Below are 25801 nucleotides of genomic sequence, written 5' to 3'. Positions count from 1 at the left end.
AATGGATGGTGAATTCGCTCCTGCCTCCTCAGAGGCATAGACATGCGGCCAGGATGCTGCATTGCAAGTGTTGAGCGCTCTGGCTGTTTGAAAAAGAAAAGGATGAAGACGATGACCGTCGATATTATTCGTCAGCTCGATCTCGAACAGAGAGCAAAAATCGAAGCCAAGCGCGTGCTTCCGGATTTCAAGCCAGGCGACACAGTCCGCGTTAATGTTCGCGTGACGGAAGGTACACGTACCCGCGTTCAGGCTTATGAAGGCGTCTGCATTGCCCGCAACGGCGCTGGCATCAACGAGAACTTCACAGTTCGCAAGATTTCCTACGGCGAAGGCGTTGAACGCGTATTCCCGATCATTTCCCCGCTGGTCGAAGGCGTAGAGATCGTCCGTCGCGGCAAGGTTCGCCGCGCGAAGCTCTACTACCTGCGCGGCCTGACCGGTAAGGCTGCCCGCATTGTCGAAAAGAAGGACAACCGCAAGGGCAAAGCCGCTGTTCCGGTCACCGGTACAGCCGAAAAGGTAACGGAAGAAACCGTTGCCAAGGCACCCGCTGCTGAATAAGCGCGATTGTTTTGAGTTTGAAAAGGCGGTCTTCGGACCGCCTTTTTTGTTTCGAGCAAGGCTGTTTCCATTTCCTTGCGCGGTTGAAAAAATCGTGCTTGCGCGATAGCGAATAAAGCAGTTGCATGCCGTTCGGGGATTGACGGGGCCTTCATAAAATGAAATTTGTGCTTCGCTTGATCAAAACGCAATATTAGAGGTCTGACATGAACTTGCGATCCGTTTTTCTGGCGGGGCTAGCACTCGCCATGGTTCCATTTTCCGCGCTGGCGGCTCCCCTTCCCGATCTTGGCGGCAAGAAAGTTGCGGTTGTGACGGAAAACGCCTATCCGCCGCTGCAATTTGTCGATCCCAAAACCGGCAAGCCGGTCGGCTGGGAATATGATGCCATGAACGAAATCGCCAAACGGTTGAATTTCAAAGTGGAATATCTGAATACCAGCTGGGATGCGATGATTCAGGCCGTGGCCGACAATCAGTACCAGATCGGCATGACCGGCATCACCATCAATGACGAGCGCAAGCAGAAGGTGGATTTTTCCGAACCCTACATGCGTTCAGAGCAATTCATGCTGGTTCGCGCTGATGAAAAGCGCTTTTCTGATGCAAAGACCTTTGGTGAAATTAAAGACGGTCTCGTCGGCGCCCAGCCGGGTACGACCAATTTCTACGTGGCCGTCTACAATCTGCTTGACGGTAACGAGCAGAATCCGCGTATCAAGCTGTTCGAAACGTTTGGCGCGACGATCCAGGCTCTCAAGACCGGCGACGTTGACGTGGTCTTGACTGACAGTACGGCGGGCAAAGGGCTACGTAGACGCGTCGGGCGGCGCGCTGAAGCTCGTTGGCGGCCCGTTGGGTGCTGAGGATTTCGGCTTCATCTTCGCCAAGGGCTCGGATCTCGTCGGTCCGGTGAATGCCGCCATCGAAGTCTTGAAGGCCGACGGCACGTTCGACGCCCTCAACAAAAAGTGGTTCCTCGACTACAAGCTCGGCAAGTAGGCGGCCGGTTGTCAGTTCCCTCACAGAACAGAAGTCCTTTCGTCAGGAAGGACTTCCCCTGGTGGCTGGCCGTTGCCGCGGCCATCGCTGTTGTGCTCGGCATAGCCATCCTCGTCAGCGATATCTACGGGCAGGTGTTCTCCACGGTCTCGCAAGGCATCTGGATCACCATCTGGGTCTCGCTCCTGGCATTCCTGCTCGCATCGGGGCTCGGCCTTCTGCTCGCGCTGATGAGCCTCTCGGAACATATCGTCCTACGGCAGACCGCCCGGTTCTACGTCGAAATCGTTCGCGGAATTCCTCTGCTGGTTCTCCTGTTCTACATCGCCTTTGTCGGGGCTCCGGCAGTTGTCGCCCTGTGGAATTTCCTCACCCATCCGCTGCAGAGCGCCGGCCTGTTCGAGCCCTTGCAGGTGCGGGGTTTTTCACTTCTGTGGCGCGCGATCATTGCCCTGACACTTGCCTATGCGGCATTTCTGGCGGAAATTTTTCGCGCGGGGATCCAGGCCGTCGATGCGGGACAGATCGAGGCGGCCAAGTCACTCGGGCTGAAACGGTTCCAGCGCTTCTGGCTGATCGTGATGCCCCAGGCCTTGCGCACCATTCTGCCGCCCTATGGCAACGACTTCATCTCGATGGTGAAGGATTCGTCGCTCGTATCGGTGCTTGGCGTTGTCGACGTGACGCAAATGGGCAAGGTCTACGCCTCGGGTTCGTTCCGCTTTTTCGAAACCTATTCCGTCGTTGCCTATGTCTACCTGATCCTGACGATCAGCCTGTCCCTGGGCCTGCGTTGGCTAGAAGCGCGGCTGAATGATCGGACCTGAGCTGCGCGTGGCTCATAACGATGCCGGGAGAATCGCCTCAAAATCATGGAGAATCGGGTGCCGGTCGCGGCGCTTTGTCGCCGAAATATTACTTTTATCGCTTGTTTCTTGACGTAAGTGGGCACCGAGTGCATATGTCCACGACATAATCTTACAGCACCTACCATTGCCGAGGATATCGCGATGACTGCGCCACGTACACTCTATGACAAGATCTGGGATGATCATCTGGTTGATCAGCAGGCCGATGGCACCTGCCTTCTCTATATTGATCGTCACCTTGTGCATGAAGTGACCAGCCCGCAGGCTTTCGAAGGCTTGCGCCTTACCAACCGCAAGGTCCGGCATCCGGAAAAGACACTGGCTGTCGTCGACCATAATGTGCCGACCTCGCCGGATCGCGTCAACGGCATCAAGAACGAGGAAAGCCGTATCCAGGTCGAAGCATTGGCCAAGAATGCTGCGGATTTCGGCGTGGAATATTATTCCGAGAAGGATATCCGCCAGGGCATCGTCCACATCATCGGACCGGAGCAGGGCTTCACGCTTCCGGGCATGACCATCGTGTGTGGCGACAGCCATACATCGACGCATGGTGCCTTCGGTGCGCTTGCCCATGGCATCGGCACGTCGGAAGTCGAGCACGTGCTGGCAACGCAGACGCTGATCCAGTCAAAAGCCAAGAACATGCTGGTGCGTGTTGATGGCGTTCTGCCGGCCGGCGTCACCGCCAAGGACATCATCCTTGCCATTATCGGCGAGATCGGCACCGCTGGCGGCACCGGCTATGTCATCGAGTATGCCGGCGAAGCCATCCGCGCGCTGTCGATGGAAGGCCGCATGACGATCTGCAACATGTCGATCGAAGGCGGCGCCCGCGCAGGCCTGATTGCGCCCGACGAAACAACCTTTGCCTATGTGAAGGACAAGCCGCGCGCGCCGAAGGGTGAAGCGTTCGATCAGGCGGTCGAGTACTGGAAGACACTGAAGTCCGATGAGGGTGCCCATTTCGATAAGGTGGTCGTGCTCAATGCCGCCGACCTGCCGCCAATCGTTTCCTGGGGATCGTCGCCGGAAGATGTGATCTCGATTACCGGTGCCGTGCCTAATCCTGACGAAATCACCGACGAGAACAAGCGTACGTCGAAGTGGCGCGCACTGGACTACATGGGTCTGAAGCCGGGCACACCGATGACCGAGATCAAGCTTGATCGGGTCTTTATCGGCTCGTGCACCAACGGCCGTATCGAGGATCTGCGTGCTGTCGCCAAGGTTGTCGAAGGCCGCAAGGTTGCGGAAACCGTCGATGCCATGATCGTTCCGGGTTCGGGCCTGGTCAAGGAGCAGGCGGAAGCGGAAGGCCTCGACAAGATTTTCAGGGCTGCCGGTTTTGACTGGCGCGAGCCGGGCTGCTCGATGTGTCTTGCCATGAATGACGACCGGCTGAAGCCGGGCGAGCGCTGTGCGTCCACGTCGAACCGTAATTTCGAGGGCCGTCAGGGTTTCAAGGGCCGTACGCATCTCGTTTCGCCGGCCATGGCCGCCGCCGCCGCAATCGCCGGTCATTTCGTCGATATTCGCGAGTGGAAATAGGCTTCGCGCCATTTCCTGTGTAACTCCATAAAAAACGGGGCCACTGGCCCCGTTTTTTATAACTTTTTTACCGCGCTTTCTCGCCGGAAGGCGGATTAGCTCAACGTTGTCGTGAAGGCCGGATCGCCGCGCAGCGTGTTGCTTACGGTGCAAATCTCGTTCTCGGCGGCCTCGACGATCGCATGCTTTGTCGCGTCATCAATATCGCCGGTGATGGTGAAGGCTATATGGAAATGGTCAACGCGTGAAAGACCGTCCTTGGCCTTGTCGCCCGTAACATGCGCTTGAACCGCCTCCAGCTTGTCGGCAACGCCGAGCCGCGACGCCGCCATTTTGGCGCTGAGCACCAGGCAGGCGGACAGCGATGCGTAGAGCAGATCAAGGGGTGCAAAACCCTGCTCCGAAACCGCGTGAGCGACGTTGAGCACGCCGCCCGTATGGGATGTGACAACGGGTTGACCGCCTCGCTCCAGAACGGCCGTGGCGCCGACATCCCGTGTTCTTACCCTGAGTTCAGCCATTGGATCGTCTCCCTCTGTATCCTGGTCAGCCGCGGCCGCGATAGGTGGGCACGCCCTGGTCCGGCAGCCACAGACCCTCCGGTACCGGCCCGGTCTGCCAGAAGACATCGATGGGGATACCGCCGCGCGGATACCAGTAACCGCCGATGCGCAGCCAGAGCGGCTTGACCGCCTCCACGATGCGTTTGCCAATATTCACGGTGCAATCCTCGTGAAAGGCGCCGTGGTTGCGGAAGCTGGTCAGAAAAAGCTTCAGCGACTTGGATTCGACCAGGGCCTGGTCCGGCGCGTAATCGATAACCAGATGGCCGAAATCCGGCTGGCCGGTCACGGGACACAGCGAGGTGAATTCCGGGCAGGTGAAACGCGCCAGAAACAGCGTCCCCGCCTGCGGGTTGGGGACAGCGTCGAGCAAGGCTTCATCGGGATGATGCGGGATGGGAACATCCTTGCCCAGCATCGTTGCCTGTTCTGCGTAATGACTCATGCCGCTTCCTCCAGTGTTTCAAATTCGCCCTGATATTCACAGCCTTCACCGCAGCTGTCGCGGTAAATGCCGATCTCGGCCAGCGCCGGAAGGTCCGGAGCAATACGCCGCCACAGCCATATGGCGATGGTTTCAAGCGTCGGCAACTCCAGTCCGGCAATTTCGTTGAGATAGCGATGATCCAATGCGTCTTTTGCGCTGTCGACCGTGATCTTGACCGCGCCAAGATCGGCGATCAGCCCGGTTTTGGGGTCCGGCCGGCCCTGCAGGCTGACGCGGACGCGAAAACTGTGTCCGTGCAGGCGCTGGTTGACATGCCCGTCTGGAAAAGAGTGCGGCAGATGGTGAGCCGCTTCAAAATTGAAGTCGATAAAGATTCTCATGGTTTTTCCCGTCAGCTCTGGCGCAATACAGGCGCCCGCCAAAAAAGCCTGCCCTCAGGGCAAGCCGATCAGTTTATGTGTCTGCGTGCTCAGCCGCCAAAGCGGATGGGCGAGGCAATAGGCCGCTGCAGATGCCACATGCCGGGCGGTTTGCGCCGGATCACCGATGACGTCAAGAGGCTGCAAATAGAAATGCTGAAAGGAAAGGCGTTCGAAATAGGCCGGATCGGTCCGGGCTTCCGCCTGGGGATAGACAAGCTTGAGCTCGTGACCGCTGGTCTGGACAAGTGTGGTATCGGCCTTTGGCGACACGCAAATCCAGTCAATGCCATCAGGCGCTGCAATCGTGCCGTTGGTCTCGACGCCGACTTCGAAGCCTCTCGCGTGGAAGGCGTCGATCAACGGCTTGTCTAGCTGCAGCAGCGGTTCGCCGCCGGTGCAGATGACATAGGGCTTGCCCTTGGAGCGAGCGCTTTTTGGCCAGGCGCCGGCAACGGCATCGGCAAGCGCGTCGGCGGTTTTGAACTTGCCACCGCCGGGGCCATCCACGCCAACGAAATCCGTATCGCAGAACCGGCACTGGGCGTCCGCCCGGTCGCGTTCAAGCCCGGACCAGAGATTGCACCCGGCAAAGCGCATGAACACCGCGGCGCGGCCGGTATGGTTGCCCTCGCCCTGCAGCGTCAGATAAATTTCCTTGACGGCGTAAGTCATGCGGCTTCCGCCTTGAATTTGGACCAGCCGCCGGAACGCAGGGCGCAGGCCGGGCAGGTGCCGCAGCCATAGCCCCAGGCATGGCGGGCCGAGCGGTCGCCGAGATAGCAGGTGTGGGTGTTTTCAATGATCATATCGAGCAGCGGTTCGCCGCCTATGTCGCGAGCCAGTGCGAAGGTTTCAGCCTTGTCCAGCCACATCAGCGGGGTTTCGATGGTGATGCGGCGATCCAGTCCCAGTGAAAGGGCGACCTGTTGTGCCTTGAGCGTGTCGTCGCGGCAGTCGGGATAGCCGGAATAGTCCGTCTCGCACATGCCGCCGACGACGACGCGCAATCCGCGCCGGTAGGCGAGGGCAGCGGCAAGCGTGAAAAACAAAAGGTTGCGGCCGGGCACGAATGTGTTGGGCAGGCCGTTCTCTGCCATCTCGATGGCAATGTCTTCGGTCATCCCGGTAGCGCCGAGCTGGCCGATGACGCCTGCTTCGAGCCGGTGATCGTCGCCAAGGCGTTCCGCCCAATCGGGAAACCGGTGGATCACTTCGGCGCGGAAATCATTGCGCACGTCCAGTTCCACCCTGTGGCGCTGGCCATAGTCGAAGCCAACCGTCTCCACCCGGTCAAACCGGGAGAGCGCCCAGGCAAGACAGGTTGCAGAATCCTGCCCGCCGGAAAAAAGGACGAGTGCGCCGTCAGCATTACGAGCCATGAATGAACCTCTTCAATGAAGCGGCCCCCTTACAGGGCGCGGACCAGCGAGGCAAATCAAATGTGGGCTATTGGCAGCCTGGAAGCCCGAGAATGGGCGTTTCGCCGCGGTTGATACCATACATGTAGCCGCGACCGCGCACGACAATCGGGCCATCACAGCGTGTGTTGGGTGGCGGAATAACCCCCACGACATAGGGATCGCCGGGTGGAGAGATGATCGCCGGTCCCTTGGCCCGCTTGTAGACGGCAACCTTTTTGCGGAGTTCGCGGGCGAGCCTGTCCGATTTGGCGGCTGTCGCGCCGACAAAGATCATCTTCGGTCCATTGGGGTCCTGCACGATGATGTTGCCATATTCGTCGCCATAGGCATCACGCAGGTTGATGTCGTAGGCAGCAGCGCCGTACGTGGCTGCGACAACAGTCAGGCCCGACAACAAAAGCGCGGCCGTGTGTTTGCGGAAGGCGAACATGGACAAGCTCCTTGGTTGAATGGGCTGCAGCAGTCCAAGCATTAACCTTTTATTAACGCTTGTCATCCGTCAAAACGCCTTTGAATCGATTTTTGCTGCGGTCCGCCGGTTGACGTGCGGTGCGCAATCAACCAATCCTCAACACAGCGAGGCAGCCGGAAGTGTTGCCGGAGTGAAAGGGATGATGCGACCATGACGACAAAGAGCCCGGATGAACACGCCGTCGACATTTCTCTGCTGCATCTGAACGATGCGCACGAGTTCGCACCTCTTCTGGCCAGCTATGCCCAGGCGCTGAAGCGCGGCGCACCCCGCCGCCCGGACGATTACTACGCGGAAAACCTGCTGCGGGACCGTGCCGCGGAGATCGCCGGAGCGCGACTCGACGGCCATCTGGTGGGCTTTGTGATTTTCTATGATCTGCCCGAGCCTGTCTCCGGTATGCGTGCCGGGCAGGTGGATCATATCTACGTGCATCATGACCATCGCGGCAAGGGTATCGCCAAGGCGCTGATCGATGTTCTCGCCGACAAGGCGGAAGAACGCGGCTGGACAAAACTGTCACTCAACGCGCCGCGTCTGCCGGAAGATGGCCGCAAACTGTACGAACAGATTGCGGCGCCTGCCGACTGGACCAGTTTCATCATCCGTTTTGGCAATCAGTAGAACGGACCTGCCCCATCGCCCTGAAGATGCGCGGGACATTCTGGGAACGACTCGGAATGTCCCGTTCGCGTTGCACAATTGAGGGGTGCAACACGCTGAAACCGGTTAAACCGGACAGACTCACTCAAATAAAATTGATTGCCGATTTGACGTGAAATACGGGCCTTTGGGGCTCTCTATGGCGCTTTAAACGATTGAATTTTCTAAAGAAACCTTATGGACTTGCGTTTGTTGCCAATTCGCCGCATGAGGGGGGTGAATGGGCCTTTGACGCAGTGCAAAAACGGGACTAAAACCCTTCTAAATTTGCCTCTATCCAGCCTTTCGGCCCTGCCCGTCAATCAAGGTTCAAATGGCGCGGCGCTTATCATTGGGGACGCTATGAGCAAGACAAACCTGCATGCAAACCGGCCGCTGTCGCCGCATTTGCAAATCTACAAACCAATTCCCACCATGGTCATGTCCATCGTTCACCGCATCACCGGCGGCGCGCTGTATTTCGGCACGCTGCTGGTTGCCTGGTGGTTGATCGCGACCGCGACCAGCGAGGCGCAGTTCAACCTCGTCAGCTGGGTATTCGGTTCATGGATCGGTCTTCTCGTCCTGCTCGGCTACACCTGGGCGCTTGTTCACCACATGATCGGCGGTATTCGCCATCTCATCTGGGATACGGGCCGCGGACTCGACAAGAACACCACCACGAAGATGGCCATCGCCTCGCTCGTTGTCTCCATCGCGTTGACGATCCTGATCTGGATCGCGGCGTTCACGGTTTTGTAAAGGAGGCGGGACAATGAGTGAAATGCGCACACCGCTCAAGAAAGTCCGCGGACTGGGTTCCGCACACGAAGGGACCGAGCATTTCTGGCGCCAGCGGCTGACAGCCGTTGCCAATGTGCCGCTTATGCTGTTTTTCATCGGCCTGATCATTTACCTGCATCGCGCAAGCTATGCGGAAACCCGGGCTGCTCTTTCCCACCCGCTGACCGGGCTGGTGCTGTTGATGGTGATCATTTCGGGTCTCTATCACATGCGCCTCGGCATGCAGGTCATCATCGAAGACTACGTAACCAGCGAAGGCAAGAAGATCGCCTGTCTGATGCTCAATACGTTTTTCACCCTTGTGGTGGGCGTTGCCTGCGTCTTTGCGATCATCAAGCTGAGCTTCGGAGGCTAATCTTGGCAACTACAGACAAGAACGGGACCGCCGGCAAAGACGGCAAGGCCTATACATTCGTTGACCACAAATTCGATGTGGTTGTGGTGGGCGCCGGCGGCGCCGGTTTGCGCGCGACGCTTGGTATGGCCGAGCAGGGGTTGAAGACAGCCTGCATCACCAAGGTTTTCCCGACCCGCTCGCACACCGTTGCGGCACAGGGTGGTATCGCTGCTTCCCTGAGCAATATGGGCCCCGACTCCTGGCAGTGGCACATGTACGATACCGTGAAGGGGTCGGACTGGCTCGGCGATACGGACGCCATGGAATATCTCGCGCGTGAAGCGCCGGCTGCGGTCTACGAGCTGGAGCATTACGGCGTGCCTTTCTCGCGCACCGAAGCGGGCAAGATTTACCAGCGGCCCTTCGGCGGCCACATGATGAACTATGGCGATGGTCCGCCCGTGCAGCGCACCTGCGCGGCCGCCGACCGTACCGGCCATGCGATCCTGCATACGCTGTATGGCCAGAGCCTGCGCCACAATGCGCAGTTCTTCATCGAATATTTTGCGCTCGATCTCATTCAGGATGCGGATGGCACGATCACCGGCGTCGTCGCCTGGAATCTCGATGACGGCACGATCCATCGTTTTGCCGCCAAGATGGTGGTGCTGGCAACGGGCGGCTACGGCCGGTCCTACTTCTCGGCAACGTCAGCCCATACCTGCACTGGTGACGGTGGCGGCATGGTGGCGCGCGCTGGTCTGCCTCTGCAGGATATGGAATTCGTTCAGTTCCATCCAACCGGCATTTACGGTGCCGGCTGCCTGATCACGGAAGGTGCACGCGGCGAAGGCGGCTATCTCGTCAACTCTGAGGGCGAGCGCTTCATGGAGCGCTATGCACCATCGGCCAAGGATCTGGCGTCACGCGATGTGGTTTCGCGCTGCATGACCCTGGAAATCCGTGAAGGCCGCGGTGTTGGCAAGAACAAGGATCACATCTTCCTTCATCTCGACCATCTCGATCCGGCCGTGCTGCACGAGCGTCTGCCCGGTATTTCCGAATCGGCCAAGATTTTTGCCGGTGTGGATCTGACCAAGGAACCGATCCCGGTCCTGCCGACGGTTCACTACAACATGGGCGGCATTCCAACCAACTACTGGGGTGAAGCGCTCAATCCGACCAAGGATAATCCGGACCGCATCCAGCCGGGCCTGATGGCTGTCGGCGAAGCGGGCTGTGCTTCGGTGCATGGCGCCAACCGGCTTGGCTCGAACTCGCTGATCGATCTGGTGGTCTTCGGCCGGGCGGCGGCCATTCGTGCCGGTCAGGTTATCGATCGCAATGCCAAGATACCGACGATCAACGAGGCATCGGTTGAGAAGATCATGGAGCGCTTCGACCGCCTGCGTCATGCCAATGGCAGCACGCCGACGGCGGTTCTGCGTGAAAAGATGCAGAAGACCATGCAGGAGGACGCTGCGGTGTTCCGCACGTCGGAATCGCTGAAGTCAGGCGTCGAGCGCATGGAGAAAATCTGGAGCGAACTGCCGGATATCAAGGTCACGGACCGCTCGATGATCTGGAATTCCGACCTGGTGGAAACGCTGGAACTGGAAAACCTGATGGCCAATGCGCTGACCACGGTGGTTGCCGCCGAAGCGCGCAAGGAAAGCCGTGGTGCCCACGCCCATGAGGATTTCCCCAACCGTGACGACATCAACTGGCGCAAGCACAGCCTTGCCTGGCTCTCGCCCGAGGGTGATGTCAAGCTCGACTACCGTCCCGTTCACCTTGACCCGCTGGTCAAGGAAGAGGACGGCGGCATCAGCCTCGCTAAGATCGCGCCGAAAGCGCGTGTGTACTAAGGGATCAGAGCATCATGGTTGAACTTGCACTTCCCAAGAACTCGAAGATGCGTCCCGGCAAGACCTGGGACCGCCCGCAGGGTGCCAACAATCTTCGGGAATACCGCATCTATCGCTGGTCGCCCGATGATGGCGAGAATCCGCGGATCGATACCTATTACGTCGATCTCGACGATTGCGGCCCGATGGTTCTCGATGGCCTTTTGTGGATCAAGAACAAGATCGATCCGACGCTGACACTGCGCCGCTCCTGCCGCGAAGGCATTTGCGGCTCCTGCGCGATGAACATCGACGGAACCAACACGCTCGCCTGCACCAAGGGCATGGACGAGATCAAGGGCGCGGTCAAAATCTATCCCTTGCCGCATCTTCCCGTGGTCAAGGACCTGGTGCCGGACCTGTCGAATTTCTATGCCCAGCATCGTTCGATCGAGCCATGGCTCAAGACGGTTTCGCCGGAGCCGGCCAAGGAATGGCTGCAAAGTCACGATGATCGCGCCAAGCTTGACGGGCTCTATGAGTGCATCCTGTGCGCCTGCTGCTCGACGTCCTGCCCGAGCTACTGGTGGAATGGCGATCGCTATCTCGGACCGGCGGTTCTGCTGCAGGCCTATCGCTGGCTGATCGACAGCCGCGACGAGGCAACGGGTGAACGTCTCGACAATCTGGAAGACCCCTTCCGGCTCTATCGCTGCCACACGATCATGAATTGCGCACAGACCTGCCCGAAGGGATTGAACCCCGCCAAGGCAATCGCCGAGATCAAGAAAATGATGGTCGAACGCCGGGTCTAGGCGATTGGTCACGCAAGACGATTGCATAAAAACGGGCGCTTCGAGCGCCCGTTTTGTTTGGCACGTTTGACGTGTTGCTCAGGCCAGCTTTGCGTCGAGTGTGACCTGAATGGCGCCGAGTGTCTTTGACAGCGGGCAGGACGCCTTTGCCTGTTCGGCCAGTTTTGAAAAGGTCGCGGCGTCGATACCGGGCACATCGCCAATGAGCGTGATGGCACTTTTGGTGATTTCGAAACCGCCGCCAGCAGCTGGGTTGATGCTGACGGTTGCCTTGGCATCGAGTTTCGCGGCCGGTGTGCCGTTTTCAGCCAGGAAATGCGAAAGCTGCATGGCGAAGCAACCGGCGTGGGCGGCGGCGAGAAGTTCCTCCGGATTGGTACCCGCCGTACCGCTTGCGTCCTCGAAACGGGCCTTGAAATTATAGGGAAGCCCCTTCAGTGCGCCGCTTTGCGTATCAAGGGTACCTGCACCGTCTTTCAAGGCGCCCTTCCAGATTGCAGTTGCCTGTCTGTCCATTGAACACTCTCCCTCGGTTGATTGATTAGGTTAAGACTGCTTGCATCCTGTCCGTAACGCCGCAGGGTTGCAGCAGTTCCGCATCATAGGCCCGGCGGCGGAATTTGCCAGAATTGATCGTTTTGTCGTGCTGTCTGCGAAACGATATGGAAAAGCGGGATTTGATTGCTATGGTGGCGAGGTCCACTGGCGCCGCTCAAACCTCCCTTGCTGCGGCCAGTGTGTCCGAAAGCTGCAGCAGAAGCTCGGCTTCGAAATCGAACATTCGTGAATTCAAAACAGGAAAATCCCCGTGAAACTGAAAAAGCTTGGCCGGACGGATATTGACGTCACGGAAATTTGCCTTGGTACCATGACCTGGGGCGTGCAGAACACCGAAGCCGATGCCCATGCGCAGATCGATCATGCGCTGGAAGCCGGCATCAACTTCATGGATACGGCCGAGATTTATGCGGTTCCGCCGACCGCCGAAACCTATGGCAAGACCGAAACCTATATCGGCAATTGGTTTGAGAAGACCGGCAAGCGCGACCGCTTCGTGCTGGCGACGAAAATTGCCGGCGGCGGACGCAACAGCTGGATCCGCGGCGGCAGCCTGATGAGCAAGACCACCATCGCGGAAGCGGTCGAAGGCAGTCTGAAACGTCTGCGGACGGACTATATCGACCTTTACCAGGTGCATTGGCCGGTTCGCGGGCATTATCACTTCGGCAATGGCTGGGAATATGCGCCGCATCAGCAGAACCGGGCCGAAGTGGTTCAACAGATCGAGGAAGCGCTCGATGGCCTTGGTGACATGGTGAAGGCGGGCAAGATCCGCCATATCGGCCTTTCCAATGAAACGGCCTGGGGGATTGCGCAATGGCTGAAGCTAGCCGAGCGCAGCGACCTGCCGCGCGTTGTCTCTGTTCAGAATGAATACAGCCTCCTGCAGCGGGCATTCGACCTGGATCTGGCGGAAGTCAGCCACCATGAAGACGTCGGGCTCCTTGCCTATTCATCCCTGGCCTCAGGTGTCCTGACCGGCAAGTATCTGGATGGAAAGGTACCGGCGGGAACCCGCGGTGCGCTGCAGGATCTTTGGCGGAACAACGTGCATGCCGATCCGGCCGTCAGGGCCTATATTGCGCTCGCGCATAAGCACGGTCTTGATGTTGCGCAACTCGCGATTGCCTTTGCATTGAGCCGGCCGTTCGTCACGTCGGTCATCATTGGCGCAACATCGCTTGAACAGCTGAAGACCGATATCGGCGCTGCGGATGTAACGCTGACGCCGGGCATCCTTGGTGAAATCCAGGCCATCCATCGCACCTATCCCCGCCCGCTCTGAGCGGGGAAAGCTGCTTCAGATCGGTTGACCCTGAAGCAGCTTCGGCGATGTGGTCGACAATCCCGCGGCTTGACGGATGAAAAATCCTTTGAGCCGCGGCATGCGCTCGACAAGGCCCAGCCCAAAGTCGCGCAGGGCCCGCACCGGCACATTATCGTTGGAGAACAAACGGTTGAGGACGTCGGTGGTCACGCCCATCTGCACCGTGTCGAAACGGCGCCAGGTCTGGTAGCGCTCAAGCACCGCGATGGAGCCAATGTCGAGACCGAGGCGGTCGGCATCGACAATGGTCTCGGCGATCGCTGCCGCATCCTTGAAGCCAAGATTGAGGCCCTGACCGGCAATGGGGTGAATACCATGGGCGGCATCGCCGATGAGCGCAAAGCGCGGTTTGACGAAATCGCGTGCCAGTGTCAGGCCAAGCGGGAAGGCCTTGCGCGGCCCTTCGACCCGCAATTCTCCCAGTTTCAGGCCAAAACGCTGTTCGAGCTCGGCTTCGAACACGAAATCATCTTCCCTGATCAATCGCTCCGCGTCCGCAGTGCGCTCGGTCCAGACAAGCGAGGAACGGTTGCCGCTGAGTGGCAGAATGGCAAACGGGCCCGCGGGAAGAAAATGCTCTTCCGCACGACCATTATGCGGCCGTGCATGGGCGACCGTGCAGACGATACCCGACTGGCCGTATTCCCAGTTCACGGTTTTGATGCCCGCCATATCGCGCAGCCGCGATTTGACGCCGTCGGCTGCGAGCAGCAGGCGCGTGCGCAGCATCTTGTCATCGCCGTAGCGCACCGTGAGGTGCACGTCGCCATTGTCAAAACCATGGACGGGTGTCCCCTCGACAAAGGTGACGCCGATCTGTTCGGCTTTCGAACGCAAGGCGGCGTTGAGGTCGCGGTTTTCCACCATATGGGCGAAGGGTTCACCAGGCTCGACTTCGCCATTGAAGGTCAGGAAGACCGGGCGGACCGGATCGGAGGTGCGCGAATCCGTGACGATCATCTCGTTGATCGGTTGTGCCTTTGGCAGGATTTCCTCCCAGCAGCCGAGCCGGTCGAGCATGCGGCTCGCAGCGGCGGCGATGGCCGAGGCGCGGGTGTCTTTGCGCCAGACACCGGCCGGCGCCGCGTCGATCACCGTGACAGACAGGTGCGGCGCAGAGGATTTGAGTGCAACGGCGGTCGCCATGCCGACATAGCCGGCGCCCGCAATCACGATATCGGCGCTGCCAGGGACTTCTGATGCGTGTGTGCGGGTTCTTTCAGCCATGATTGCCTCGGGTTTCCCTTTGTTCCTGCGCCGACGTGGCGCTTGACTTGTTCACCTGTTCCTGTTGCAAGCGGATTCAGGCACTATTATGCCGACCGTACGAACAGGAGTCGCGCCCGTCATGTCTGATGCCATGAAAGAGCTTTTGTCCATACTCGACCTTGAGACACTTGAACACAACCTGTTTCGAGGTCGCAGTCCGCAGGTCGGCTGGCAGCGGGTGTTTGGCGGGCAGGTCATCGGTCAGGCTTTGGTGGCGGCGCAGCGCACGGTCGATCCCGAGCGTCACGTCCACTCCCTGCACAGCTATTTCATGCGTGCGGGCGATCCGAAAGTGCCGATCATCTACGAGGTGGATCGCATCCGCGACGGCGCGAGTTTCACCACCCGGCGCGTGGTGGCGATCCAGCACGGGCATGCGATTTTTTCGCTGGAGGCCTCATTCCAGATCGAGGAAAAAGGACTTGAGCACCAAAAGCCGATACCCCTCGATGTTCTCGCGCCGGAAAAGCTGATGAGCGACAAGGACCTCAAGGAGCAGTATCTGCAGAATGCGCCAGCCAACGTGCGCAAATATTGGGAGCAGGACCGTCCCATCGAGATGAAGCCGCTGTCCCTGACCCATTACTTCACGCGGGAAAAGCTGCCGCCGGAGCAGAACGTCTGGATCAGGACAACGGGCCCGGTTCCGGATGACCGTGCCCTGCAGGCGGCGGTTCTGGCCTATCTCTCGGATATGACATTGCTGGATACTTCGCTCTATGCCCACGGCCGCTCGATTTTCGACAAAGATTTGCAGGTCGCAAGCCTCGATCACGCCATGTGGTTCCACCGCCCCTTCAATTTCGACGATTGGCTGCTTTATACGGCAGACAGCCCCAGCGCTGCCGGTGCCCGTGGCTTCAACAGAGGCGCCTTGTACAGCCGCGATGGCACGCTGATTGCCTCGACGGCTCAGGAAGGCCTAATTCGTGTGCATCCGGCCGAGTGAAAATCGACCACGCAGATTGAAATGCCTAATTTTTAGGCATGTTGCCGGATAATGTATTGTGCACTGCCGAATTGATAAAAATATCCATATATAATCAATGCCTTAGTATTATTTTTCGAGTCTGGCACGGAACTTGAATACTCCTCACCAGTCGCCAAGGGCCATCAAGGCTTAGGGGATGGGTTCAACGCGGGTTGCTGCCGTTCAGGTAATTCCACCTGAGGGGTGCCGCGCTAGCGCAGGGGTATAGTCAATGAAAATTGTGATGGCCATCATCAAGCCGTTCAAGCTGGACGAAGTGCGCGAAGCACTTACCGCTGTCGGCATCCAGGGCCTGACCGTCACCGAGGTGAAGGGTTATGGCCGCCAGAAAGGACACACCGAGATTTATCGTGGCGCGGAATATGCCGTCAGCTTTCTTCCCAAACTGAAAGTGGAAGTGGCTGTCGCGTCAGAGCTCGTCGACACCGCCGTTGAAGCCATCACCACGGCCGCCAAAACCGGCCAGATCGGTGACGGGAAGATTTTCGTTCTCAGCATTGATCAGGCCGTCCGTATCCGTACGGGCGAAACTGACACCGATGCGCTTTGAGTCATTTGGGGTTTAAGGAGAAAATAATGAAAATTCCAACCAGTCTGACATCCGCGGTGCGCAGTACCCTTCTGGGTTCGCTGGCGCTGACCGCATTCGGTTCGCTGGCCGCACTCGCTCAGGAAGCGGCGCCTGCGGTAGCGGATGCCGCCGCAGCCGCTGCGCCGACTGTCAACAAAGGGGATACCGCCTGGATGATGATCTCCAGCGTCCTCGTCCTGTTCATGATCGTTCCGGGCCTTGCCCTGTTCTATGGCGGTCTCGTCCGTGCCAAGAACGTGCTTTCCGTCCTGATGCAGTGCACCGGCATTGCTGCTGTCGTCATGATCATCTGGGTTTTCTACGGTTACTCCTTCGCCTTCGGCGGCGGCACCAGCCCTTACTGGGGCGGTCTCGGCAAGGTCTTCCTTTCCGGCGTGACGCCGGCTTCGGTTGCCGCAACCTTTACCAAAGGCGTTGGTATTCCCGAGTATGTGTTCATCTGCTTCCAGATGACCTTTGCCGCCATTACGCCGGCACTGATCATCGGTGCTTTTGCCGAACGCATCAAATTCTCGGCAACGATCCTGTTTGTCATCCTCTGGGTCACGTTCGTCTACTTCCCGATCGCCCATATGGTTTGGGATTCCAATGGCCTGATCTACGGCTGGGGCGCGCTTGATTTTGCCGGCGGCACCGTCGTTCACATCAATGCCGGTATTGCTGGTCTCGTTGGTGCTCTCGTCATCGGCAAGCGTGCCGGTCTTGGCCGTGACATGATGGCGCCGCACTCCATGCCGCTCACCATGATCGGTGCCTCGATCCTGTGGGTCGGCTGGTTCGGCTTCAACGCCGGTTCGGCTCTCGAGGCCAACGGCATTGCGACGCTGGCGATGATCAACACCTTCACGGCAACGGCCGGTGCGATTGTTGCATGGGTTGTGATCGAAGCGCTCGCCCGCAAGACGGCTTCGATGCTGGGTGCCGCATCCGGCGTTGTTGCCGGTCTGGTTGCAGTAACGCCAGCTGCCGGAACCATCGGTCCGGTTGGCGCCATCCTCCTTGGCGCCATTGCCAGCATCATCTGCTATTACATGGTGGCCGTGGTGAAGCCGAAGCTCGGCTATGACGACAGCCTTGATGTCTTCGGCGTGCATGGTATCGGCGGTATCATCGGCGCCATCGGCACCGGCTTCTTCACCAGCACGGCGCTTGGCGGCGTCGGTTATGCGGAAGGCGTCACCATGGGCGCGCAGGTGTTCGTGCAGATCAAGGCCGTGCTCGTCACGCTGGTCTGGAGCGGCATCGGTTCGCTGATCCTCTACAAGATCGTCGATGTCGTCGTTGGCCTGCGTCCGACCGCTGAAGCCGAATCCATCGGTCTCGACCTCACCTCCCATGGTGAAGCGGCCTACCACAATTAATGGACGGCTTTTGACAGGAACTGAAAAGGGCCCGGTTTTCCGGGCCCTTTTTGTTGCGGCAGGCAAGCTTGTCGAAGCCGGGATGGCAACTCCGCCAATGTAATTTCGCTCGTGCTCGCCATGGTTAATGCCCCCTTAACCATCCGCGCCGTAACGTGGGAATCGAATCTGCGGTTACTCACGACCGCCGTGCGTGCGTTTACTTAGGGCGAGATTTCATGCGTCAAGGATATTCAGCCTCCTATGCGATCGAAGAAAACCGGCACGGGTTGACGACCCTTTTCCGCAGACAGATCCAGATTGTCTGGGGATTGGCGCTGTTTTGTTTCGTTGCCTTTGCCATTGGCAGCCTTGCGACATGGAACGTGATCGATCCGAGCTTCAGCCACGCCACTTCCAATCCGGTTCGCAATGCCCTTGGCTATGCCGGCGCGGTCTTTGCCGACCTCGGCATGCAGTTCTTCGGCCTTTCGACGGTTGTCGCGCTCATGCCGGCCCTATTCTGGGGTGGTCTGATGCTGACCGGCCGTGGCGTCGACCGTTTGCCGCGGCGGGCGATTGCCTGGTTCGGCGCATCGTTGATGGCGGCGGCCATTGCCGGCTGCTTCACCATCCCCGCAAGCTGGCCGATGCCCATCGGGCTAGGCGGTGTTTTTGGTGACATGGTTCTCAAAATCCCGGCGATCTTCACCGGAACATTTCCGCGCGGCGGTCTGGCCATGATCCTGGTCGCCGTTCTCGCTTTGCCGACGCTGTGGGTGTTCGGCTTTGCCAGCGGGCTGACCTATCGCGACAGCGAGCCGGTCGTCGCCAAGAAGTCCGGCCGTCACGTGGCGCAGGAAGAGGACTTTGACGACGAGGACGAGGATGACGAGGAAAGCGAAGGCGGCCGTTGGCTGGCGCTTGGCGCATTGACCCACTGGTTCCTCAGCATCAAGGCGCTCTTCCGCCGTCTGTTCGGGCGCAGCGCCGGGCTTTACAGCAGTGCGCGCAGTGCGGCGGCACGGCACAGTGATGACGATCTCTTCGCCGATGCCCCTGTTGCGCGGCAGAACGGGGCACGCCGCGAGCCAGGTTTTTATGACGAAGCGCCACGCATTGAGGCGCCGTCAATCGACATTGGCAATGACGGTTTCGGTCACGAACCCGATGACTACGATCCGATCGCTTTCAGCGAAGACGATGAGGTGGACGATTGGGCGCCGCAGGCCGCGCCCGCGCGCCCGACAGCTATACCCGCCGGCAAGGCGCGGATCGCCACGCCAGCCCCGGCACCCCGGACCGGCGCGCGCGTGCAGCGCGAAGCCCAGACATCCCTGATCAAATCCGACGAATTTGAAATGCCGCCGCTGCATTTCCTCAGCGAACCGAAGAACGTGGTCCGCAACCCAAGCCTTTCGAAGGAAGCGCTTGAGCAGAATGCGCGGCTGCTGGAAGGCGTGCTTGAAGATTTTGGCGTCAGGGGTGAAATCATCCATGTACGTCCCGGTCCCGTCGTAACGCTGTATGAGCTGGAACCGGCTCCGGGCATCAAGTCGTCACGTGTCATCACGCTGGCCGATGACATTGCCCGCTCGATGAGTGCCATTGCAGCGCGTGTTGCCGTCGTGCCGGGCCGCAATGCCATCGGTATCGAACTGCCGAACCAGACCCGCGAAATGGTCTTTCTGCGGGAATTGCTGGCCAGCCGGGATTTTGAGCAGACCAAGACCAAACTGGCGCTGGCGCTGGGCAAGACCATCAATGGCGAGGCGGTCATCGCCGATCTGGCGAAGATGCCGCATCTGCTGGTTGCGGGTACCACCGGCTCTGGTAAATCCGTTGCCATCAACACCATGATCCTGTCGCTGCTTTACCGCATGACCCCGGAACAGTGCCGCCTGATCATGATCGATCCGAAGATGCTGGAACTGTCGATCTATGACGGCATTCCGCATCTGCTCACGCCCGTCGTGACCGATCCGAAGAAGGCCGTCGTAGCGCTGAAATGGACCGTCAAGGAGATGGAAGACCGCTACCGCAAGATGTCCAAGGTCGGCGTGCGCAACATCGACGGCTTCAACCAGCGGGTTGAACAGGCCCAGAAGAAGGGCGAGCGGATTGCCCGGACCGTGCAGACCGGCTTCGACCGGGCAACGGGCGAGGCGGTCTACGAGACGGAAGAGCTGGATCTGCAGCCCATGCCCTATATCGTCGTGATCATCGACGAGATGGCCGATCTGATGATGGTGGCCGGCAAGGACATCGAAGGCGCTGTCCAGCGTCTGGCGCAAATGGCGCGTGCTGCCGGTATTCACGTGATCATGGCGACACAGCGTCCGTCGGTCGACGTCATTACCGGCACGATCAAGGCGAACTTTCCGACCCGCATTTCCTTCCAGGTCACCTCCAAGATCGATTCGCGCACCATTCTGGGTGAGCAGGGCGGCGAACAGCTGCTCGGCATGGGTGACATGCTCTACATGGCGGGCGGCGGGCGTATCCAGCGCGTGCACGGACCGTTTGTCGGTGACGACGAAGTGGAAAAGATCGTCAATCATCTGAAACTGCAGGGTGTCCCCGAATATCTCGATGCGATCACGGAAGAGGACGACGAAGACGATATGGGCGGTGGCCCGGCCGGGACATCCAATCTTGAAGATTCGGATGATCCTTATGATCAGGCTGTTGCCGTGGTGCTGCGCGACAAGAAGGCGTCCACCAGTTACATCCAGCGCCGCCTCGGCATCGGTTACAACAGGGCGGCCTCGATCATCGAGCGCATGGAGCAGGAGGGCATCGTCGGCCCTGCCAACCATGCGGGCAAGCGCGACATTCTCGTGCCGACACAGGACGATGATTTTTAAGCGCCGTTACGTAGCATTTTCGCCTGCGCGTCCTGTAACGGGCGCAATGAATGACTACATAACGGCATGATCTGGCGTTACGTAACCGGTGTGTACGCCGATGCGTCACGAATTTGAGGAACAAGTTGCGGTTTCCCGCCGTTTCTCGGCCATAGTCAGGTCAAACTGACCGGGTATACAGCAAGAGAATAAGACAGGAGACATAACACCATGACAACGACCAAAGCTTCGTTTCGCACGATTGGCACCTTTGCCCGGACATGTGCTGCGGCTTCCGTGGTTGGCATGGGGCTGCTTCTTGGCGCGACTGGCATTTCCGGACAGGCAAACGCTCAGGCGGCACCTGCCGCCATCAATGGCGCCCAGCAGATCGCCAACCAGTTTTCCAGCGTGAAGACGATGACCGGTGACTTTGTTCAGTTCGGTCCGCGCGGTGAGCAAACCGAAGGCACGTTCTATATCGAGCGTCCGGGCAAGATTCGCTTCACCTACAACAAGCCATCGCCGATCCGTGTCATTTCCGATGGTGAATCCGTCGTGATCAACAACCGCAAGCTCGACACGTGGGATCTCTATCCCCTGTCGAAGACACCGTTGAAGCTGCTCCTCGCCGACCAGATCGACCTGACCGGCGACCGGGTGAAATCCGTGAAGGAAGAGCCCGACATGACCACGATCGTCCTCGGCGACAAATCTGTCTTCGGCAACTCGACCATCAAGATGATGTTCGATCCGAAGACCTATGAACTGCGCCAGTGGACGATCACCGATGCGCAGGGCCTTGATACGACGGTCATGATCACCAATGTCCGCAAGGACGTGAAGTTCGCCAAGGACATGTTCACAATTGACTACACGCGCATCGCCATGAAGCGCTGACCCATTCATCGTTCCCAGGGCCGCATCGTTGCACCAATCGCGTGTGGACGAGCGGCCTTTCGATTTTCAATCGCAGCAGAGATGGTCTAGTCTCGCGTCAATCCATTCTATCGCGAGATTCCTCCCCCATGCCTTTCTCCGTTGCCACCTGGAACATCAATTCCGTGCGCCTGCGTCTTGATCTGGTCCTGCAATTCCTGCGGGATCACCAGCCGGACGTTCTGTGTCTGCAGGAGACGAAATGTCCCGATGATCTCTTTCCGCGCGAGGCCTTCCATATGGCCGGCTATGAACATATCGAGATCAGCGGCCAGAAGGGATATCACGGCGTTGCCACGCTCTCGCGCCGGCCGTTGTCGGACCCGGCGCGGGTGGGTTTCTGCAACATTGCCGATTGCCGCCATCTGAGCACGATTGTCACGGCCGGATCGAAGCGGCTTCGCATCCATAATTTCTACGTGCCTGCGGGCGGTGACGAACCGGATCCGGTCATCAATCCGAAATTCGCGCACAAGCTCGGCTTTCTCGAAGAAATGAAGGCGATGAATGCCGCTTATGGCGATGGCCATGCCTCGTTGCTCGTCGGGGATCTGAATATTGCACCGCTCGAAACCGACGTGTGGTCGCACAAGCAACTGCTGAAAGTTGTGAGCCATACGCCGATCGAGACGGAAACCTTCGAGGCCCTGCGCAAGAACGGCGGCTGGAGCGATCTGATGCGCCATTACATTCCGCCGCACGAAAAGATCTATACGTGGTGGAGCTACCGCGCCGCTGATTGGGCTGCGGCTGATCGCGGTCGCCGTCTCGATCATATCTGGGGGTCACCGGATCTGGAAAATGATCTTGCCAGCATCACCGTCCTGCGCGAAGCGCGCGGCTGGGATCGTCCATCCGATCACGTGCCGGTCATTGCCCGGTTCAATCTGGATTAAAGATCGCTTGGGCCGTTACTGGCTGCCGAACAGATGCTCATATCGGCTGATTGCCGCGATCATTTCGCTCAGGTCTGCGGAAATCTGGGTATGGAGCGCGGCGGCAATTTCCGGGTACTCCTCAAGAATACGCCGGAACAGCGAGCGATTGAGCCGGATGACTTCGGTTTCCGTGTCCGCCATCGCGCTGGTGAGGCGCTTGGTCTGAGCAATGATCGCCATTTCGCCGAGAACCGCGCCGGGGCCGACACTCTTGAGCACGACACGCCCGGACTGGCCTTCGCGGAACAGCGAAATGGTTCCCCGGTCGATCACATAGGCGCAATCGGCGGACTGGCCTTCGCGGTAGAGTTCGCGGCCTTCCCTCAGGACGAGGCGCTCTGTCCCAAAGGCAAGCAGACGCAACTGGTCGCGGGTGAATGTCCCGAACAGTCCCACTGTTTCCAGAATGCGAATATCATCTTCAATTGCCATGTAAGAACAGACATATACCTAGATTGACCTGATCGGCATCAAGGAATGAGTTTGTATCCCCCGCTTTCGGTAACAAGTATGCTTGAATTCGACGGGTCGTGCTCGATTTTTTGTCGCAACCGGTAGACGTGGGTCTCCAGCGTGTGGGTCGTCACGCCGGAATTGTAGCCCCAGACCTCTTCCAGCAGCACATCACGGGTGATGACCTTGCCGCCGGCACGGTAAAGATACTTGATAATCGCGACTTCTTTTTCCGTCAGCCTGATCTTGCCGCCCTTGGCGTCGATCAGCATTTTCTGGCCGGGTTTGAAAGTGTACGGGCCGACAACGAAGGTCGCGTCCTCGCTCTGTTCATGCTGGCGCAATTGCGCGCGGATGCGTGCCAGCAGCACGGCAAAGCGGAATGGCTTGGTGACATAGTCGTTGGCGCCTGATTCGAGGCCGAGAATCGTATCCGAATCAGTGTCGTGGCCCGTGAGCATGATCACGGGTGCCTTGAACCCGCCTTTGCGCAGAAGCTTGACCGCTTCCCGCCCGTCCATGTCGGGAAGGCCCACATCCATGATCAGGAGATCGACGACGCCATTGCGCGCGGACTGGATACCCTTGGTCGCATTGTCTTCCTCGATGATCTGGAACTCTTCATAGAGGCTCAGCTGCTCGACCAGGATGGCGCGAAGATCAGTATCATCATCGACGATAAGAATGGTGCGTGCTGTCATATGGTTTCCCGCCCGTGCAAAGAAGTGGTTGGAATTTAAGTCGAATTGTTCCGGAAAGAAAGAGGACTGGCTTGATATTGCTTATGCGGCGCATCAGTCTGACATAAAAATGCTTTTTATGAGGCAAGTATGAGTCGCACTGCGTTGAAAATGATCGATGTTCGCCGCAAACCTGGCCACCGCAGCCGGGGGCAATTGATCGCTGGCCAGATGGTTTTGCATTGCGCCTTGGGAAAGGGCGGGATCACCGCCTTCAAACGCGAGGGCGACGGGGGAACGCCATTGGCGCGCATGCGGCTGCTCTATGGTTTCAAACGCCCCGACAAACGGGTGATCGCGCCGACTGGCCTCAACTTGCACGCATTGCGCCGCACCGACGGCTGGTGCGAGGTGGGTGATGACCGCAATTACAATCGCAAGGTACGCATTCCCTACGGCGCCAGCCATGAAACCATGTGGCGCAAGGACGATCTCTATGACGTCTGCATCGTCATGGACTGGAACATCAGGCCAAGGCGGCGTTCCGGCGGCAGTGCCATCTTCTTTCATCTGGCGCGGCCCGGTTATACCCATACGGAAGGCTGCATCGCCCTGAATCGACGGGATATGGACCGGTTGCTCCCATTTCTGTCACCGGAAACGGTTATCCGGGTTTTGCGCTAGCGCCCTGCTAGCGGTGGAATCGCCAGACAGTGGTGCGTTTCACTTCTGAATCTTCGAGGATGCGCGTGACCGGCACCGCATAGACCGCCAGTTCTTCCAGCAGGTTTTTCGGGAAATATGAGCGGCCGGGATCGCCGACAATCACGGTTGCCCCGCGCGCGGCGAGCGCCGTGAACCATGGGACGAGCCGGTCCGCCAGCGGCTTTTCATAGAAGACGTCGCCGGCCAGGACGACGTCCCAATCATGGTCCGTATCGATCAGGTCGTGAATGAGGGTTTCGACCGCGACGCGGTTGGCATCGGCGTTGAGAAGGATGGCCGGGCGGGTAAAGGGGTCGATGTCGCAGGAGGTGACACGTGCCGCACCGGCCATTGCAGCGGCGATGCCGACAAGACCGGAACCGGAAGCGAAATCGAGAACGGTCCTGTTCTTCACCGTATCGGGATGATCGAGAACGTAACGTGCAACGCCCTGGCCGCCAGCCCAGGCAAATGCCCAGAACGGTGGCGGCAGGCCAATGGTCGCCAGTTCCTCTTCCGTCTTGTGCCAGAGATCATGGGCTTCATCGGCCAGATACAGGTTTATCTCCGGCACATGCGGCGGCGCCTGCAGCGTGGTGTTCGCCCGAACAAAGCGCCGGTAGCGTTCGCTGTTGGGATCAAGCGCCTGCTCATCCATGACGGGCGATCATTGGGGCGCGGGAACAAGCCCGGCCATACGGCAGACTTCCTCCCATTCGTCCGGAGTGACCGGCTGCACGGAAAGGCGCATCGAGGTGACGAGGGCCATTTTTTCCAGCTTGGGGTTTGCCTTGACGTCCTTGAGCGTCACCGGTTTGGGCACGTCCCTGACCGCACGGATGTCAACGCACTCCCAGCGGGGATCGTCCGTGGTCGAATCATGATGCACCAGCGCGCAGACTTCGACGATGCCGACGACTTCGAGACCTTCATTGGAATGATAGAAGAAACCCTTATCGCCCAATTGCATGGCGCGCATATTGTTGCGCGCGAGATAATTGCGCACGCCGGTCCATTCGGTACCCTTGGCGCCCGCTTCCTTCTGTTTCTCCCAGGACCATGCATCGGGTTCGGATTTGAAAAGCCAGAATGCCATGTTTGAACCTATTTGCTGTCTGGATTCTTGATAGCCCAATTCCATGGGCGGATATCGACCGATGCAAACAGACCAGCCTTGGCATAGGGGTCGTTTGCGGCGATTTCCCGGGCACCGGCGACATCAGAAGCTTCGATCACAACCAGACTGCCGTTGGGCTTGGAATCGTCCCCGAGGAAAGGCCCCGCGAATTTCAGGCGGTCGCCAAGACCATTGAGATAGTCAAGATGCGCGGCGCGGGTATCGAGACGCACCTGCAGATGGCCGGGCTTGTCGTTGCAAAGTAGAGCGTAGAGCATTCGGTTTC

General features: G+C 58.8%; 29 protein-coding genes and 1 pseudogene. 17 read left to right on the top strand and 13 right to left on the bottom strand.

The window, feature by feature from the left end; translation table 11 throughout:
- The first annotated feature begins 111 nt into the window (after positions 1-111).
- The 4 genes and pseudogenes from rplS to leuC all read left to right on the top strand — a co-directional run bounded on the left by rplS (position 112) and on the right by leuC (position 3986).
- The gene (gene rplS / locus ACZ5FP_RS02085) at positions 112-564 is read left to right on the top strand and encodes a 50S ribosomal protein L19 (protein WP_105734617.1); all 453 of its coding nucleotides are present in this window, start codon (positions 112-114) and stop codon (positions 562-564) included.
- A 206-nt stretch (positions 565-770) separates the two neighbouring features.
- A pseudogene (locus tag ACZ5FP_RS02080) lies at positions 771-1566 on the top strand (basic amino acid ABC transporter substrate-binding protein).
- 8 nt (positions 1567-1574) lie between these two features.
- Positions 1575-2393, top strand: a complete 819-nt coding sequence (locus tag ACZ5FP_RS02075) for an amino acid ABC transporter permease (RefSeq protein WP_464661854.1) — start codon at positions 1575-1577, stop codon at positions 2391-2393.
- A 183-nt stretch (positions 2394-2576) separates the two neighbouring features.
- Entirely contained in the window at positions 2577-3986 is a 1410-nt protein-coding gene (gene leuC / locus ACZ5FP_RS02070; protein WP_464661852.1) for a 3-isopropylmalate dehydratase large subunit, read from the top strand.
- A 95-nt stretch (positions 3987-4081) separates the two neighbouring features.
- On the opposite strand, the gene ACZ5FP_RS02065 is transcribed toward leuC, so the two are convergent.
- From ACZ5FP_RS02065 to ACZ5FP_RS02040, 6 genes are all read right to left on the bottom strand, one after another.
- On the bottom strand, positions 4082-4507 hold the full coding sequence (locus ACZ5FP_RS02065; protein ID WP_464661850.1) for an OsmC family protein: 426 nt from the start codon (positions 4505-4507) through the stop codon (positions 4082-4084).
- 25 nt (positions 4508-4532) lie between these two features.
- Positions 4533-4967 (bottom strand): preQ(1) synthase, encoded by a 435-nt coding sequence (gene queF, locus ACZ5FP_RS02060; protein ID WP_374042705.1) that lies wholly within the window; start codon positions 4965-4967, stop codon positions 4533-4535.
- 23 nt (positions 4968-4990) lie between these two features.
- Positions 4991-5377, bottom strand: a complete 387-nt coding sequence (locus tag ACZ5FP_RS02055) for a 6-pyruvoyl trahydropterin synthase family protein (RefSeq protein WP_464661848.1) — start codon at positions 5375-5377, stop codon at positions 4991-4993.
- 54 nt (positions 5378-5431) lie between these two features.
- Positions 5432-6091: a 7-carboxy-7-deazaguanine synthase gene (queE, locus tag ACZ5FP_RS02050; RefSeq protein ID WP_464661846.1), complete on the bottom strand. Its 660-nt coding sequence runs from the start codon at positions 6089-6091 to the stop codon at positions 5432-5434.
- Positions 6088-6798: a 7-cyano-7-deazaguanine synthase QueC gene (gene queC / locus ACZ5FP_RS02045; protein ID WP_464661844.1), complete on the bottom strand. Its 711-nt coding sequence runs from the start codon at positions 6796-6798 to the stop codon at positions 6088-6090. Before queC ends, queE begins: the two co-directional genes overlap by 4 nt.
- A gap of 67 nt (positions 6799-6865) precedes the next feature.
- Positions 6866-7270: a hypothetical protein gene (locus tag ACZ5FP_RS02040; protein WP_464661842.1), complete on the bottom strand. Its 405-nt coding sequence runs from the start codon at positions 7268-7270 to the stop codon at positions 6866-6868.
- Between the two features lie 192 nt (positions 7271-7462).
- Here ACZ5FP_RS02040 and ACZ5FP_RS02035 point away from each other — a divergent pair, with 192 nt between their 5' ends.
- From ACZ5FP_RS02035 to ACZ5FP_RS02015, 5 genes are all read left to right on the top strand, one after another.
- Complete coding sequence (locus ACZ5FP_RS02035) at positions 7463-7936, top strand: GNAT family N-acetyltransferase (RefSeq protein WP_105734225.1); 474 nt, start codon at positions 7463-7465, stop codon at positions 7934-7936.
- Positions 7937-8317: 381 nt separating this feature from the next.
- Entirely contained in the window at positions 8318-8716 is a 399-nt protein-coding gene (gene sdhC, locus ACZ5FP_RS02030; protein WP_464661840.1) for a succinate dehydrogenase, cytochrome b556 subunit, read from the top strand.
- 13 nt (positions 8717-8729) lie between these two features.
- Positions 8730-9113, top strand: coding sequence for a succinate dehydrogenase, hydrophobic membrane anchor protein (gene sdhD / locus ACZ5FP_RS02025; RefSeq protein WP_223613870.1), 384 nt, complete (start codon positions 8730-8732; stop codon positions 9111-9113).
- Positions 9114-9115: 2 nt separating this feature from the next.
- A complete protein-coding gene (gene sdhA, locus ACZ5FP_RS02020) occupies positions 9116-10963 on the top strand; it encodes a succinate dehydrogenase flavoprotein subunit (RefSeq protein WP_464661838.1) in 1848 nt (615 codons plus the stop codon).
- A 14-nt stretch (positions 10964-10977) separates the two neighbouring features.
- On the top strand, positions 10978-11757 hold the full coding sequence (locus ACZ5FP_RS02015; RefSeq protein WP_105734229.1) for a succinate dehydrogenase iron-sulfur subunit: 780 nt from the start codon (positions 10978-10980) through the stop codon (positions 11755-11757).
- 78 nt (positions 11758-11835) lie between these two features.
- Here the strand turns inward: ACZ5FP_RS02015 and ACZ5FP_RS02010 are convergent, their stop codons facing one another.
- Entirely contained in the window at positions 11836-12273 is a 438-nt protein-coding gene (locus ACZ5FP_RS02010; RefSeq protein WP_464661836.1) for an OsmC family protein, read from the bottom strand.
- A gap of 292 nt (positions 12274-12565) precedes the next feature.
- Between ACZ5FP_RS02010 and ACZ5FP_RS02005 the strand changes: the two genes are divergently transcribed.
- Positions 12566-13603 carry an aldo/keto reductase gene (locus ACZ5FP_RS02005; RefSeq protein WP_464661835.1) on the top strand — a complete coding sequence of 346 codons (1038 nt, stop codon included), beginning with the start codon at positions 12566-12568 and terminating at the stop codon, positions 13601-13603.
- A gap of 15 nt (positions 13604-13618) precedes the next feature.
- On the opposite strand, the gene ACZ5FP_RS02000 is transcribed toward ACZ5FP_RS02005, so the two are convergent.
- Positions 13619-14872 carry a ubiquinone biosynthesis hydroxylase gene (locus tag ACZ5FP_RS02000; protein WP_464661834.1) on the bottom strand — a complete coding sequence of 418 codons (1254 nt, stop codon included), beginning with the start codon at positions 14870-14872 and terminating at the stop codon, positions 13619-13621.
- 121 nt (positions 14873-14993) lie between these two features.
- Here ACZ5FP_RS02000 and tesB point away from each other — a divergent pair, with 121 nt between their 5' ends.
- The 6 genes from tesB to ACZ5FP_RS01970 all read left to right on the top strand — a co-directional run bounded on the left by tesB (position 14994) and on the right by ACZ5FP_RS01970 (position 22518).
- Positions 14994-15863 carry an acyl-CoA thioesterase II gene (tesB, locus tag ACZ5FP_RS01995; protein ID WP_288192798.1) on the top strand — a complete coding sequence of 290 codons (870 nt, stop codon included), beginning with the start codon at positions 14994-14996 and terminating at the stop codon, positions 15861-15863.
- 253 nt (positions 15864-16116) lie between these two features.
- Positions 16117-16455: a P-II family nitrogen regulator gene (locus ACZ5FP_RS01990; protein WP_105734234.1), complete on the top strand. Its 339-nt coding sequence runs from the start codon at positions 16117-16119 to the stop codon at positions 16453-16455.
- 26 nt (positions 16456-16481) lie between these two features.
- Positions 16482-17858 carry an ammonium transporter gene (locus ACZ5FP_RS01985; protein WP_464661833.1) on the top strand — a complete coding sequence of 459 codons (1377 nt, stop codon included), beginning with the start codon at positions 16482-16484 and terminating at the stop codon, positions 17856-17858.
- Positions 17859-18076: 218 nt separating this feature from the next.
- Entirely contained in the window at positions 18077-20704 is a 2628-nt protein-coding gene (locus ACZ5FP_RS01980; protein ID WP_464661832.1) for a DNA translocase FtsK, read from the top strand.
- 210 nt (positions 20705-20914) lie between these two features.
- Positions 20915-21583: an outer membrane lipoprotein carrier protein LolA gene (locus ACZ5FP_RS01975; protein WP_464661831.1), complete on the top strand. Its 669-nt coding sequence runs from the start codon at positions 20915-20917 to the stop codon at positions 21581-21583.
- A 128-nt stretch (positions 21584-21711) separates the two neighbouring features.
- On the top strand, positions 21712-22518 hold the full coding sequence (locus ACZ5FP_RS01970; RefSeq protein ID WP_464661829.1) for an exodeoxyribonuclease III: 807 nt from the start codon (positions 21712-21714) through the stop codon (positions 22516-22518).
- A gap of 15 nt (positions 22519-22533) precedes the next feature.
- Here the strand turns inward: ACZ5FP_RS01970 and ACZ5FP_RS01965 are convergent, their stop codons facing one another.
- Positions 22534-22992 carry a cyclic nucleotide-binding domain-containing protein gene (locus ACZ5FP_RS01965; RefSeq protein WP_464661827.1) on the bottom strand — a complete coding sequence of 153 codons (459 nt, stop codon included), beginning with the start codon at positions 22990-22992 and terminating at the stop codon, positions 22534-22536.
- A 38-nt stretch (positions 22993-23030) separates the two neighbouring features.
- A complete protein-coding gene (locus ACZ5FP_RS01960; protein ID WP_091879514.1) occupies positions 23031-23714 on the bottom strand; it encodes a response regulator transcription factor in 684 nt (227 codons plus the stop codon).
- Between the two features lie 129 nt (positions 23715-23843).
- Here ACZ5FP_RS01960 and ACZ5FP_RS01955 point away from each other — a divergent pair, with 129 nt between their 5' ends.
- On the top strand, positions 23844-24377 hold the full coding sequence (locus ACZ5FP_RS01955) for a L,D-transpeptidase family protein (protein ID WP_464661825.1): 534 nt from the start codon (positions 23844-23846) through the stop codon (positions 24375-24377).
- Between the two features lie 7 nt (positions 24378-24384).
- On the opposite strand, the gene ACZ5FP_RS01950 is transcribed toward ACZ5FP_RS01955, so the two are convergent.
- Genes ACZ5FP_RS01950 through ACZ5FP_RS01940 form a run of 3 tightly spaced genes read right to left on the bottom strand, consistent with a single transcriptional unit; the run spans position 24385 to position 25793 of the window.
- Positions 24385-25056: a class I SAM-dependent methyltransferase gene (locus ACZ5FP_RS01950; RefSeq protein WP_464661823.1), complete on the bottom strand. Its 672-nt coding sequence runs from the start codon at positions 25054-25056 to the stop codon at positions 24385-24387.
- 9 nt (positions 25057-25065) lie between these two features.
- On the bottom strand, positions 25066-25494 hold the full coding sequence (locus tag ACZ5FP_RS01945) for an EVE domain-containing protein (RefSeq protein ID WP_105734242.1): 429 nt from the start codon (positions 25492-25494) through the stop codon (positions 25066-25068).
- An 8-nt stretch (positions 25495-25502) separates the two neighbouring features.
- Complete coding sequence (locus tag ACZ5FP_RS01940) at positions 25503-25793, bottom strand: YciI-like protein (RefSeq protein ID WP_346305192.1); 291 nt, start codon at positions 25791-25793, stop codon at positions 25503-25505.
- Positions 25794-25801 lie beyond the last annotated feature (8 nt).

Source organism: Phyllobacterium sp. T2-21 (genome assembly GCF_055378485.1).
Note: the sequence above shows the minus strand (reverse complement) of the source record. Positions and strands in the feature narration are given on the sequence as shown.